12 protein-coding genes and 1 pseudogene are annotated in these 13,335 nt (G+C 65.0%); 6 read left to right on the top strand and 7 right to left on the bottom strand.

The annotated features are described in order from the left end of the window. Positions 1-92: 92 nt before the first annotated feature. The 5 genes and pseudogenes from HZR81_RS00350 to HZR81_RS00330 all read left to right on the top strand — a co-directional run bounded on the left by HZR81_RS00350 (position 93) and on the right by HZR81_RS00330 (position 4,902). Entirely contained in the window at positions 93-836 is a 744-nt protein-coding gene (locus HZR81_RS00350; RefSeq protein WP_500127030.1) for an SDR family NAD(P)-dependent oxidoreductase, read from the top strand. Positions 837-1,221: 385 nt separating this feature from the next. After that, positions 1,222-1,488, top strand: a pseudogene (locus HZR81_RS00345) (methyl-accepting chemotaxis protein); the annotation flags it as partial. A 42-nt stretch (positions 1,489-1,530) separates the two neighbouring features. Next, the gene (locus HZR81_RS00340) at positions 1,531-1,956 is read left to right on the top strand and encodes a CZB domain-containing protein (RefSeq protein WP_500127250.1); all 426 of its coding nucleotides are present in this window, start codon (positions 1,531-1,533) and stop codon (positions 1,954-1,956) included. 269 nt (positions 1,957-2,225) lie between these two features. Beyond that, entirely contained in the window at positions 2,226-3,668 is a 1,443-nt protein-coding gene (gene ccoN / locus HZR81_RS00335; RefSeq protein WP_500127249.1) for a cytochrome-c oxidase, cbb3-type subunit I, read from the top strand. 94 nt (positions 3,669-3,762) lie between these two features. Continuing rightward, positions 3,763-4,902, top strand: coding sequence for an HPP family protein (locus tag HZR81_RS00330; protein ID WP_230357686.1), 1,140 nt, complete (start codon positions 3,763-3,765; stop codon positions 4,900-4,902). 24 nt (positions 4,903-4,926) lie between these two features. Here the strand turns inward: HZR81_RS00330 and HZR81_RS00325 are convergent, their stop codons facing one another. The 7 genes from HZR81_RS00325 to HZR81_RS00295 form a co-directional block, all read right to left on the bottom strand. Next, entirely contained in the window at positions 4,927-5,787 is an 861-nt protein-coding gene (locus tag HZR81_RS00325) for a LysR family transcriptional regulator (protein WP_013983988.1), read from the bottom strand. Between the two features lie 102 nt (positions 5,788-5,889). Further along, on the bottom strand, positions 5,890-7,401 hold the full coding sequence (locus tag HZR81_RS00320; RefSeq protein ID WP_500127029.1) for a cytochrome D1 domain-containing protein: 1,512 nt from the start codon (positions 7,399-7,401) through the stop codon (positions 5,890-5,892). Continuing rightward, a complete protein-coding gene (cobA, locus tag HZR81_RS00315) occupies positions 7,392-8,228 on the bottom strand; it encodes a uroporphyrinogen-III C-methyltransferase (protein ID WP_500127028.1) in 837 nt (278 codons plus the stop codon). The genes HZR81_RS00320 and cobA overlap by 10 nt, the downstream gene beginning before the upstream one ends. Before the next feature lie 70 nt (positions 8,229-8,298). After that, entirely contained in the window at positions 8,299-9,480 is a 1,182-nt protein-coding gene (gene nirJ / locus HZR81_RS00310) for a heme d1 biosynthesis radical SAM protein NirJ (protein ID WP_500127027.1), read from the bottom strand. A 157-nt stretch (positions 9,481-9,637) separates the two neighbouring features. Continuing rightward, positions 9,638-9,886, bottom strand: a complete 249-nt coding sequence (locus HZR81_RS00305; protein WP_013983984.1) for a cytochrome C oxidase subunit IV family protein — start codon at positions 9,884-9,886, stop codon at positions 9,638-9,640. Positions 9,887-9,896: 10 nt separating this feature from the next. Beyond that, entirely contained in the window at positions 9,897-10,484 is a 588-nt protein-coding gene (locus HZR81_RS00300; RefSeq protein WP_500127026.1) for a cytochrome c oxidase subunit 3, read from the bottom strand. Beyond that, a complete protein-coding gene (locus HZR81_RS00295) occupies positions 10,468-11,280 on the bottom strand; it encodes a CbbQ/NirQ/NorQ/GpvN family protein (protein WP_041771999.1) in 813 nt (270 codons plus the stop codon). The genes HZR81_RS00300 and HZR81_RS00295 overlap by 17 nt, the downstream gene beginning before the upstream one ends. A gap of 316 nt (positions 11,281-11,596) precedes the next feature. Between HZR81_RS00295 and HZR81_RS00290 the strand changes: the two genes are divergently transcribed. Beyond that, the gene (locus HZR81_RS00290; protein WP_283259156.1) at positions 11,597-13,309 is read left to right on the top strand and encodes a cytochrome D1 domain-containing protein; all 1,713 of its coding nucleotides are present in this window, start codon (positions 11,597-11,599) and stop codon (positions 13,307-13,309) included. Positions 13,310-13,335 lie beyond the last annotated feature (26 nt).

Below are 13,335 nucleotides of genomic sequence, written 5' to 3'. Positions count from 1 at the left end.
CCGTCGCACCTGCCACACCTAACCAGCTTGAAAACCGCTGCCTCTGGCGAGGCGGCCTGTGACTCGACACGTGTCGAGCTCGGAGATGATGAATGAAAAGCGAGTTTCAGGATCGTCTTGCGGTCGTGACCGGTGCCAGCTCCGGAATCGGCCTGGCACTGAGTGCTGCCCTGTTGCAGCGGGGAGCCCAAGTGCTGGCGATGTCGCGCAGCCTGGGCGGTCTCGAGGCGCTGTTGGCCACGCATCCGGAGCAGCTGCAATGGCTGCGTGGCGATGTCACTTCGGCCGAAGACCTGGCCGAGCTGGGCCGGCGCGCGGCCCAGCTCGGCCCCGTGCATTACCTGGTGCCCAATGCGGGCATCGCCGAACTGGCCGATGGCCTCGACATGGCGGCCTTCGACCGGCAGTGGGCGGTCAATGGCGCCGGTGCGCTGAATACCCTCGCGGTCATGCGTAACGAGTTGGCCAAGCCAGCCTCGGTGGTGTTCGTCGGCACCTTTCTGATCCGTTCGACCTTCCCCGGACTGGCCGCCTACATCGCCAGCAAGGCGGCGTTGGCGGCGCAGGCGCGTACGCTGGCGGTGGAGTTCGCGCCGCTGGATGTACGCATCAACATGGTCTCGCCGGGGCCGACCGCTACCGCTATCTGGGGCACGTTGGGCCTGACCGACGACCAGCTCGAAGGCGTTGCCGATGGCGTTACCAAGCGCCTGCTGCCGGGGCATTTCCTCGAGTCCGCGGCGGTCGCCAACGTCATCCTGTTCCAACTCTCGCAAGGCGCGCGCGGCGTGTTCGGTCAGGACTGGGTGGTAGATAACGGTTACACCATCAGCTGAGGGCACCGGCATGTGGTTCAAGTGGAAAAGCAGCGCGATACGTCTGCAACAGGAGCTCAAGGCGTTGCAGGCCAGCCACGCCGAGCAGTCGGCCCGCGTCGCAGCGCTGGAACAGCAGCTACAGGCGACCGAGGCCGCGAGTCAGCAACGCCAGCGGCAGCTCGACTATTACCGCGGCGTGTCGGAAAAGCTGATCCGCTTCAGCACCTCGGTGGCCCATCTCGGCGAGTCGTTCGAGTTTCTCACCGGGCAGCTGGGCGACAACAAGGCCCGTGCCGGCGAGGTTGCCGCCGCGGCGCTGAGCAACCAGAAGCATTTCGGCGAGCTGCAGGGCAAGGCCGCCGAGATGGAGGAGGGCCTCGGCCTGGCCTCGCGCAAGGTCGATACCCTTGCCGAGCGCTCGCAGGAGATCAACGGCATCGTCGATCTCATCAGCGGTATCGCCAGCCAGACCAATCTGCTGGCGTTGAATGCCGCGATTGAAGCGGCACGAGCCGGCGAAGCCGGGCGCGGGTTTGCGGTGGTCGCCGGGGAGATTCGCAGCCTGGCGGAAAAGACTGCGCTGGCGACCGATGACATCGTGCGCAAGATTGGCGAAGTGCAGGCCGAAATCCGCAACGTGCATGACTACATCCAGCTGCAGGGCAGCCACGCCAAGGGCTTCAGCCGAACCACCGAGGTCGCGGTCGAGGCGATGCGTACGCTCTATCAGCTGGCCGGGGCGATGCGTGCGAGCAGCGCCGCGTCTTCCTTCCGGGCCGGCATTGAACTGGCCAATCTCGACGAGCTGTCACTGAAGTTCGTGGTCTACAACCACCTGCTGAGCGACCAGGCACAGCCGATTCCGCAGCTGCCGAGCGAGCGCGACTGTCGTTTCGGTCGCTGGTATTACGGCGAGGGCAACCGCGATATCCAGGCGCTGGACTGCTTCCGCCAGATCGAGCGACCGCACACGGCAGTGCACGCCCAGGGGCAGGCGGCGCTGGATGCATTCGCCGAGAACGCCCTGGAAACTGCGCTGCGCCACCTCGGCCAGATGGAGGACGCCAACCTGGAGGTGATGCGCATCGTCACCGCGGTGGTCGATCAGTTTGAGCAAGGGACGAGCCGCGCGGCTTGATGCTGCAGGCTGCGGTTTCCGCCTCACGGTGGACTTAGTGCAAGAATATTGCGCTTATCGATCAATACTATTCGTTAGATAACATTTAACTCGCCGCAGACAATGCGCACGCATTCCGTCTGCGCGGCATTCCGTCGCGCTCGATATGAACCGATCCCAGGAGGAACGGCGAGCGGATGCGGCGTGCCGGTCCGTCGACCATTGCCAGCGCTGCGCTGGCAGATCTCGATGTTCGTTTCCTGGGCGCCCGCGTCGGCCGCCTGGCGAGCATGAGCGAACTGCACAACAGTCCCGAACCGATTGCCTACAACTACCACGTGGTGCGCCAGTTCACCCTGATGACGCTGGTCTGGGGTGTGCTCGGCATGGGCCTCGGCGTCTTCATCGCCGCTCAGCTGGTCTGGCCGCAGCTGAACTTCGATCTGCCCTGGACCAGCTTCGGCCGGCTGCGACCGATCCACACCAATCTGGTGATCTTCGCCTTCGGCGGCGGCGCGCTGTTCGCCTCGTCCTTCTACATCGTCCAGCGCACCAGCCATGCCCGACTGATTTCCGATCGGCTGGCCGCCGTGGTGTTCTGGGGCTGGCAGGCAGCCTGCGTGGCAATGCCGATCAGCTACGCGCTGGGCTACACCACGTCCAAGGAATACGCCGAGATGGAGTGGCCGATCGCACTCTGGGTGACGCTGATTTGGGTGCTCTACGCCTATCTGTTCTTCGGCACCATCGCCCGCCGGCGCATCCGCCACATCTACGTCGGCAACTGGTTTTTCGGCGCCTTCATCATCGTCACCGGCATGGTGCACATCATCAACCACGCGCTGGTGCCGGTGGGGCCGCTCAAGTCCTACTCGCTGTATTCGGGCGCCACCGATGCGATGGTGCAGTGGTGGTACGGGCACAGCGTGGTGGGCTTCATCCTCTCGGTCGGCTTTCTCGGGATGATGTACTACTTCGTGCCGAAGCAGGCGGGGCGGCCGATCTACTCGTACCGTCTGTCCATCGTGCATTTCTGGGCGATCATCTCGATCTACATCTGGGCCGGCCCGCATCATCTGCACTACACCGCGCTGCCGGACTGGGCGCAGAGCCTGGGCATGGTGATGTCGATCATCCTGCTGGCGCCGAGCTGGGGCGGCATGATCAACGGCATGATGACCCTCTCCGGTGCCTGGCATAAGTTGCGCACTGATCCGATCCTGCGCTTTCTGGTGGTCTCCCTGGCGTTCTACGGCATGTCGACCTTCGAAGGCCCGATGATGGCGATCAAGACGGTCAACGCGCTGTCGCACTACACCGACTGGACCATCGGCCACGTACACGCCGGGGCGCTGGGCTGGGTGGCGATGATCTCCATCGGCTCGCTGTACCACCTGATTCCACGGCTGTGGGGGCGCGAGCAGATGCACAGCATCGGCCTGATCAACGCGCACTTCTGGCTGGCGACCATCGGCACCGTGCTCTACATCGCCTCGATGTGGGTCAACGGCATCACCCAGGGCTTGATGTGGCGCGCGGTCAACGAAGACGGCACGCTGACCTACTCCTTCATCGAGGCGCTGGAAGCCAGCCATCCCGGCTACATCGTGCGCATGGCCGGCGGCGGCATTTTCGCCTGCGGCATGCTGCTGATGGCATTGAACACCTGGCTGACCGTGCGCCGCAGCCGTGACGAGCGGGTCGCGCAGGCGTCGCCGCTGCTGGCCGGCTGAGCGCCCAGGTAGCTACTCGCTCAAAACAGGTCCACGGACGGACCGCTCCACCGCCCGCCGGGCGGCGTCTCTGATTTCGACCCAAGCAGGACCAATGCACGACTCTTTCTCTCTCTGGATTCGCTCGTTCCTCCCCGTCCCGTTGAATGCCTCGCCGAAAGAGTGGCTGCGCGCCGCCCTCGGTGTCGCCATCGTCATGCCGCTGGTGTTCTGCAGCGGCTATCTGCTGGTCGGCAGTTCGTTGACCCTGCAGATCATGGGGCCAGCCGGCGCCTCGGCGGTGCTGGTGTTCGTCGCCTCGTCCAGCCCGTTCGCCCAGCCATGGGCGGTTCTGGTTGGCAATCTGCTGGCGGCGCTGATCGGCATCAGTCTGGGCATGAGCGGCTTGCCCAGTATCGCCTCGCTGGCGCTGGCGGCTTGCCTGTCGCTGCTCTGTCTGTTCTATCTGCGCTGCCTGCATCCGCCGAGCATCGCGCTGGCGCTGGTGGCGGCGGTGGGCAGCCCGGAGCTGCATCAGCTGGGTTACGCGCTGGTCGGGCCAGTGCTGTTCTATTCGGCGCTCCTGGTGACGGTCGCGCTGGTCTACAACAACCTGACCGGGCATCCCTATCCGAAGCCGCGGCTGAGCCGCGAGAACAGTCATCACACCCGCGACCTGCCGCCGGGCGAGCGCATGAGCTTCACCCATGACGACGTTGACCGGGCGCTGCAGGAATTCGGCGAGTATGTCGACGTCACCCGTGACGACCTCGAACGACTGATCAAGCAGACCGAGAAGCACGCCCTGCGGCGCAGCATGGGCGAGATCACCGCGGCGCACGTGATGTCACGCGATCTGTACTGGCACACGCCGGATACCTTCATCGAGCAGGCCTGGCAGACCCTGCAGGTGCACCGGCTGCGCTCGCTGCCGGTGGTGCAGGGCGACGACCATCGGCTGGTCGGCATCGTCACCCAGGTGGACCTGCTCAAGCACTTCCACCCGCGGCCGGGGCGGCTCAGTTTCGGTCAGCTGAACTTCCTGCGCGGCACCAAGCTACGCGCGATCATGAGTTCGCCAGTGGTCTCGGTGACCGCCGATACGCACATGGTCGAACTGGTTTATCTACTCTCGGATCGCGGCCTGCACTGCCTGCCGGTGGTCGATGCGCAACAGCGCCTGGTCGGCATGATTACCCAGACGGATCTGATCGCCGCGCTGTACCGCAACTGGCTCAAGCAGCTGCCGGACTGAGCGGCCACGAGTCCGGCGCGACGCTCAGATATCGTAGTACCAGCGGGACCAGTCGTAATCGTCGAGGGCTACTTCGCGCAGCAGTTCGATGGCCTTGAGCAACGCGGGCGATTCGCTGGCGCGTGCATGCACCAGGTAGACCGGATAGCTGAACTCCGGCGCCTGCTCCACTCGCTTGAGAAGCCCTTCTTCCAGATAGCGCTGGACCACGCGGGTGCGAAAGTAGCCGCGGCCGCCGCATTGCACCAGATACTGCAAGGCCAGCGGCCCGAGGCTGAATGACAGCGCGGCGCGGGTGTATTCGGGCAGCGCCTGGTTATGCTGCTTGCGAAATGCCGGCCCCCAATCCACGTACAGATACGGCGTTGGATTCTGCGCCTGCACCACCTGGATCAGCTTTTCCTCCAGCAGCTGTTCGACCTGCAGACCGGGCAGGTACTCCGGCTGGTGTACCAGCGCGGCGTCGAGCACGCCGAGGTCGAGCTTCTTCTGCAGCTCTTCGCCGCTGCCCACTTCCAGTCGCACGGCGTGGCCCGGCAGCGCTTGCCGCAGCCGCTGGACCCAGGCCAGCATCAGCGGGTTGCACAGGCTCACCTCGGCGCCGAGCGTGAGCAGTTCGCCATAACCGCGTGGCAGCGGCAGGTCGCGCCGCGCGGCCTCCCAGGTCTGCACCAGCTGGCGGGCATAGGCGGCAAAGCGCTCGCCATCGGCCGTCAGCCGCGCCCCGGCGCGATTGCGCACGAACAGCCGGCAGCTCAGCTGGTTTTCCAGGTTCTGTATGCGCGCGGTGACGGCCGTCTGGGTGATGTGCAGGCGCTCGGCCGTGGCGATGAAGCTGCCGCTGCGAATGATCTCGAGAAAGGTGCGGGCGAGATCAATATCCATGGTCGACCTTAAATGCAGTGAACGTGACGGAACCGATGATTGTAGGGGGTTGTGACCGTCGTGGGGGCGCCCACCTTGAATCGGTGGGCGATCCGCTCACGATCAGTGCGAAGTGCCTTCGGCGAATTCGATCTTGTTGCCGACGTTGTACTTGCCGGAGGGCTTGTTCATCGGGATGCGTTTGACCTCCTCCAGCGTGTTGGCGTCGTAGACGAGGAGGGCGCCGTCGGTGTCCCAGACGCTGAGCAGGGCGTAGCGGCCGTCGTTGGTGAATTCGACGTGGGCGGCGTTCTTGCCCGGCATCGGGCGCAGGGTGTGGGCGACTTCCAGGGTCTGTTTGTCGATCAGGTGCACGGCGTCGTTGTTCGGGCCGAAGAATACGTCGGTCCAGGCGTAGGGCGAGTTGGCCTGGCTGCGCATGAAGAAGCCCGGGCCTTCGGTGGGAATCTCCTTGATCAGCTTCCAGGTTTGCAGATCGAGCACCGAGATCAGCCCCTTGCTGACGTTAGGCGTGGCGAACACCCACTTGCCGTCACGCTTCCAGTAGATGCCCGAGCCCAGGTGCGGCATGCCCGGCAGCGGGATATCGGTGACCGCCTTGCCGGTATCCAGGTCGATCACCTGGCCGCCGTGGGCCTTGCGCGAGGTGGCCAGCAGGTGGCGGTAGTCAGGGGTGAAGGAGAAGTCGTCGAGGAAGTCGGCGGCCTCGATGCGTCGCGGTTCGAAGGTCGGCTCGCCGGCGTAGGAGAGCTCCCAGGCCTCTTTCACGTCTTTCAGCGCGACCACGAAGCTGTCGCGCGGTGGTGCGGTGTACACGGCGCTGACCCGTGAAGGCGTGCCATCCTGGCCGACCGCGGGGATGTGCTTGACCAGCGACAGGTCGCGCGCATCGAGCAGCACCAGATTGCCCGGCAGGTAGTTGCCCACCAGCACCCAGCGGCCGTCGTTGCTCACCGCCAGGTTGCGCGTGTTCAGCCCGGCGCGGACCTCGGCGATCATGCTCAGGTTGTGCAAGTCGTAGACGCTGACCCAGCCGTCGCGGGAGGCAAAGTAGACGAAGCGGCCATCCGGCGAGAACTTCGGCCCGCCATGCAGGGCGAAGTGCGACTGGAAGTTCGCCAATTCCTCGAAACGATCGCCGTCCAGCACGCGGACGTGGTGATTGCCGGCTTCCACCACGACGAACAGGTTGAGCGGGTCGGCGTCGTGCTGCGGGGTGGTCGGCAGAGTGGCGAGGTCCTTGAGAATGCGGTGGCTGGCGCGGATGTCGGCGTCGTTCCAGGTCGGCGGCACGGCCGAGGGCTGATAGAGGTAATCGACCAGGCCGGCGATCTGCGCTTCGTTCAGCACCTGCGAATAGGCGGCCATCTGGCTCGCCGGGCGGCCGTCACGGATCACCGCATGGGCTTCGGCCGGCTTGATGCGGCTGAGGCTCTCCGGAAGCAGCGCCGGCCCGGCGCCGCCGAGCCGGTTGACGCCGTGACAGCTCTGGCAATGCGTTTGGTAGAGCGCCTGGGCGTCGGTCGACGAGGGGGCCGCGACGGCCATGTCGAGGGCGACGAAGGTGGCGGCCGGCAACGCCGCCGCCAGCAGCAGGGCAGGAATCAGTTGCATGAGGCCTCCGCAATCTTGATCGGATCACCTTGCAGATGTGCCGGGTGCTGAACCTGACGATCTGCGAACAGGCCCACCACCCGACCGATCACGGTCAGGGTCGGCGGGGTGAGATGCTGCTGGTCGGCCATGCCCGGCAGCTGGCGCAGCGTGCAGCGCACCACCTGCTGGTTCTCGCGGGTGCCGTTGCCGATCAGCGCGGCGGGGGTATCCACCGGCAGGCCGGCGGCGATCAGGTTGCGCGAGATCTCGCCGAGGCTGGCCAGGCCCATGTAGAACACCAGGGTCTGGCCGCCCTGGGCCAGTGCGTCCCACGGCAGGTGCAGTTCGCCGTTGGTCTGCAGGTGGCCGGTGATGAACTGGCAGGAATGCGCCAGGTCGCGATGGGTCAGCGGGATGCCGGCATAGGCGCTGCAACCGGCCGCGGCGGTGATGCCTGGCACCACCTGGCAGTCGATGCCGCGCTGCAGAAGGAATTCGAGCTCCTCGGCGCCGCGACCGAAGATGAACGGGTCGCCGCCCTTGAGTCGTACCACGCGCTTGTTCTGCAGGGCCAGGTCGGCCAGCAGCTGGTTGATCTCCGGTTGCGGCAGGCTGTGGTAGCCGCTGGTCTTGCCGACGTAATGGCGACTGCAGGCGGTAGGCAGCAGGGCCATCAGGCCGTCGCTGACCAGGCGGTCGTAGACCACCGCGTCGGCCTGCTGTAGCAGGCTCCAGGCGCGCAAGGTGAGCAGCCCGGGATCGCCCGGACCGGCACCGACCAGAGCGACCTCGCCCGGGGCGAACGCCGCGCTCAGCGAGGCGGGAAGTGTGAGTGGCTGGTCCATGCGGTGCTCCTGAATTCTCATCGGGCTTACGGAGTGCGTTGCTGCGGCGCTTGGTCGGCCGCTTGATCGGTCAGATGGCGATGCTGGGAATGCGCTCGACGGCGGGCAGGCCGATCTCCTCGTCGGAGAGGTAGCAGCCCGGGTCCTCGGCCCAGAGATCGCCCTGCGCCCAGGCGCGGGTGCGGGTGTTGCCATTGCAGATCGACAGCCAGCGGCACTCGGCACAACGGCCGCCAACCGCGCGCGGATGCTGGCGCAGCTCCTGCAGCAGCGGCGCCGGCTCGTTCAGCCAGATGTCGCTGAAGCGTTGGCGGCGCACGTTGCCGACGGTGTGCTGCCACCAGTAGGTGTCCGGGTGTACGTCGCCGATGTTGTCGATGTTGGCGATGCCGCTGCCCGAGGCGTTGCCTCCCCAGGCGCGCAGCATGCCTTCCAGGCGCTCGCGATGTTCCGGCAGGTGCTGCTCGACCCATTGCAGCAGCAGGACCGCGTCGGCGTCGTTGTTGCCGCTGACGAAATCGGTCTCGCGGCCGTGCTGGACATCGTCCCAGGCCTGCTCGAAGAGCTGGCGCATGGCGTCGCGGGTCATCTGGTGATGGGCGTCGGCCTTGCGGCTGCGCTTGCCGCGGCCGCTGTAGTTGAGGTGCGAGAGGTAGAACTTCTGCACATCGTGTTCGCGCATCAGCGCCAGCAGGGCTGGCAGCTGCGGGTAGTTGTTCTGCGTCAGGGTGGTGCGCAGGCCGACGCGGATGTCGCGCTGGCGGCACAGGTCGATGGCATGCATGGACGCGGCGAAGCTGCCCTTGAGCTGGCGCCACTCGTCGTGCACCGCCTCGAGGCCGTCGATGCTGATGCCGACGTAGTCGAACTGCGCCGCGGCGATGCGTTCGATGTTGCTCTCGTCGATCAGCGTGCCGTTGGTCGACAGCGCAACGAAGAAGCCCTTGTCGCGAGCGTAATCGGCGAGCTGGAAGATGTCGGCCCGCAGCAGCGGTTCGCCGCCGGAGAGGATCAGCACACGCACACCGGCTTCGTGCAGGTCATCGATCACCTTCAGCGCCTCGGCGGTATCCAGTTCGTCGCGGAACTCGCTGTCGGCGGAGGTGGCGTAGCAGTGCTTGCAGGTCAGGTTGCAACGGCGCAGCAGGTTCCAGATCACCACGGGTGGGCGCTTGCCGCTGACGCTGCGGGCACCAAGTACGGGCGTGGCCGGCCGGGCCAGGGCGCGCAGGTAATGGCTGATTCTCAACATGGTCGGCTCCGCTTCGGCAGCGTGTTACACCGGGCGCGCCGTCTCGCGCGTCCAACTCTTGAGTGGCAGGATCACCGAGCGAGATAGGGCTGACCTTGATCAGAAACAATAAAAGTTGCAGGGCTATTGGTGCCGGGCGGGCAGGCCGTACCGCTGGTCAGAGCAGCGTCAGCAGCACGCCGATGGCCATCAGCAACGGCCAGCCGAGCAGCAGCAGACGCCAGGCTGGCGGGGCATGGCGCAGTTCCATGAAACCATCGGTGATCAGCCAGGCCTTGCCGAATGCGGCCAGCAGAACGCCTGCCGTCAGTGCCAGGGTGGCGCCGGCACTGCCGAGCACGACGGTGGAAACTGAAAGCGCGGCCAGGCCGAGCCAGCAGGCGACCAGCAACTTGGAAGCGGACATGACGACCTCGTCAGTTCAGCACGTAGACCAGTGGGAACAGCAGCACCCAGACCAGATCCACCATGTGCCAGTAGAGCACCCCGGATTCCAGGCCGCCGTGGTCGTCCGGCCGGTAGGCACGGCGCCGGCAGCGTTCGGCCAGCCAGGCGAGAATCACCATGCCCAGCAGTACGTGGAGGAAATGAAAGCCGGTGAGAATCCAGTACAGGGTGAAGAAGGTGTTGTGCTCCATCCCCAGGCCGAGCCCGGACAGGTGGCCATACTCGTTGAGCTTGAGCACCACGTAGACGCACGCCGAGGCCAGCGCTGCGAGCAGCAGCAACGCCGCACGACCCTGCCGCGCCTGACGGACTTGCTCCACCGCCAGCGCGGCGAGCAGGCCGGAGGTCAACAGGCTCAGCGTCAGCGCCAGGCCGATGGAGCTGTCCAGTGCCGCGCGGCTTTCGCCGAACAGCTGCGGGTTGAACATCTGCGTGACCGCGAACGCCAGGATGAGGATGGCGAACACCGTCAGCTCGGCGAGGATGAAGAACCACATCGCCAGGTCACCCGGCAGGCGCCGGGACGGCTGGGCGACGCGTTCAGCCGAAGTGGACATCGACCACATCCATCAGCGCGGCAACGGTCTGCGGATCATCTGACAGCGGTTCGGCGAGACAGGCCAGGCAGGCCTGCCGCGGCGTCATGCCGGAGCGGATCATGCGTGCGGTGAAGATCAGCAGGCGGGTCGAGGCGACTTCCTCCAGATCGTGCTGCTCCAGCCGACGCAGTGCCTGGCCAAGCTTGACCACCTGGGCGGCGAGCGCGGCATCGACCTGCGCCTCGTTGGCGACGATGCGCTCTTCCTCGGCGGCTGGCGGATAGTCGAAGCGCATCGCCACGAAGCGCTGGCGGGTGCTGGGCTTCATGCCCTTGAGCAGGTTCTGGTAACCGGGGTTGTAGGACACCACCAGCATGAAGCCCGGCGGCGCCTTCAGCGCCTCGCCGGTGCGCTCGATGAACAGTTCGCGGCGGTCGTCCGCCAGCGGGTGCAGCACCACGGCGGTGTCCTGGCGCGCCTCGACCACCTCGTCCAGGTAGCAGATGCCGCCTTCGCGCACCGCGCGGGTCAGCGGTCCGTCCTGCCACCAGGTGCCCTGGGCACCGATCAGATGGCGGCCGACCAGGTCGGCGGCGGAGAGGTCGTCATGACAGGCTACGGTGTACAGCGGCAGGTTCAGCCGGTGCGCCATGTGCTGCACGAAGCGCGTCTTGCCGCAGCCGGTCGGGCCCTTGATCAGCACCGGCATGCCGTGCTGCCAGGCCTGCTGGAACAACTGCTCCTCGTTGCCCAGTGGTTGATAGAACGGGGCATCCGGTGTGCCAGCGGCGGTTGGGATCTCGAGCGCATTCACAGGCAATACCTCACGGCAGCAGTTGGTTATCTCGATCGCCACGCTACCGATCCGGGTCCGGCCGCTCAAGCAGCCTGCCGGCAAAGCTTGATTGCGATCAAGCCCGCTGCGGATGCGTGGCGGAGCGAGACCCAGCGCAAGGTTTGCCCGCGACAAGGCGTCACGCTCAGGGGGTGAGGAGGGATCTCTTGATTGTCGTCAAGCGGACCCGCAAAGCCGCTCTCATAGGATGCCCGTGCATCAACAACAACTGGATCTGCCGTACCGCCGTCACCTGAGCAGGAAGCGCATCCCGCGTTTCCAGAGGAGAAACAGCATGAAAAAACCACTACTGGCTGGATTCGTCGCCGGCTTCTCGTTACTCGCTCTGGGCATTGCTCAGGCACAGAACAATCCGGAAGACAAAGCCGAGGCTGCCTATAAGGGGCAAGCGTCGGCAGTCGATCCGGCCAGTGCACAGGTCGTGCATTCACCGGGCGCACCGGACCTCACCTCCGCCGAGTTCGAGCACGCCAAGGAAATCTATTTCCAGCGCTGCGCCGGCTGTCACGGTGTGCTGCGCAAGGGCGCGACCGGCAAGCCGCTGACGCCTGACATCACCCAGGAGCGTGGCCAGGCCTATCTGGAAGCGCTGATCACCTATGGTTCGCCTGCCGGTATGCCGAACTGGGGGACGTCCAACGCGCTGACCAAGGACCAGATCACGCTGATGGCCAAGTACATCCAGCACACTCCGCCGACCCCGCCCGAGTGGGGGATGAAGGAGATGAAGAATTCCTGGAATGTGCTGGTCAAGCCGGAAGATCGGCCGAAAAAGCAGATGAACAAGCTGAACTTGCCGAACCTGTTCTCCGTCACCCTGCGTGACGACGGCAAGATCGCCCTCGTCGACGGTGACAGCAAGAAGATCGTCAAGACCATCGACACCGGTTATGCAGTGCATATCTCGCGCATGTCCGCTTCGGGTCGTTACCTGCTGGTCATCGGTCGCGATGCCAAAATCGACATGATCGACCTGTGGGGCAAGGAGCCGGTCAAGGTCGCTGAAATCAAGGTCGGCATCGAGGCCCGCTCGGTTGAAACTTCGAAGTACAAGGGCTACGAGGACAAGTACGTGATCGCCGGCGACTACTGGCCGCCACAGTTCACCATCATGGATGGCGAGACCCTCGAGCCGCTGCAGATCGTCTCCACCCGCGGCATGACCGTCGGTACCCAGGAATACCACCCGGAACCGCGCGTCGCGGCGATCATCGCCTCCCACGAACATCCCGAGTTCATCGTCAACGTCAAGGAGACCGGCAAGGTCCTGCTGGTCAACTACGAAGATATCAACAACCTGACCACCACCATGATCGGCACCGCGCCGTTCCTGCATGACGGCGGCTGGGACGTGAGCCACCGCTACTTCATGACGGCAGCGAACAACTCCAACAAAGTTGCGGTGATCGACTCGAAAGAGCGCAAGATGGCCGCGCTGGTCGATGTCGGCAAGATTCCGCACCCAGGCCGTGGCGCCAACTTCGTGCATCCGAAGTTCGGACCGGTATGGGCCACCAGCCATCTGGGCGACGAGACCATCTCGCTGATCGGCACCGATCCGCAGAAGCATCCCGAAAACGCCTGGAAAGTGGTCGATACCCTGAAAGGGCAGGGTGGCGGCTCGCTGTTCATCAAGACCCATCCGAAGTCCAAGCACCTTTACCTGGACACCACCTTCCATCCGGATGCCAAGATCAGCCAGTCGGCTGCGGTGTTCGACATCAACAACCTGGCGGCCGGCTACAAGGTGCTGCCGATCGGCGAGTGGGCCGGCCTGAAGGAAGGTGCCAAGCGCGTGGTGCAGCCTGAGTACAACGAGGCGGGCGACGAAGTCTGGTTCTCGGTCTGGAATGGTCAGGAAGAGGAGTCCGCGATTGTTGTCGTAGATGACAAGACGCTAGAACTCAAAACAGTGATCAAGGACAAAAGGTTGATTACCCCAACCGGTAAATTTAACGTCCACAACACTCAGTACGACGTTTACTGAGTCCACCTGGGGGCGGGCCTCTAGAT

Source organism: Pseudomonas sp. LM13 (genome assembly GCF_041381355.1).
GTDB lineage: Bacteria > Pseudomonadota > Gammaproteobacteria > Pseudomonadales > Pseudomonadaceae > Stutzerimonas > Stutzerimonas frequens.
This window is presented reverse-complemented; position numbering and strand designations above follow the sequence as displayed.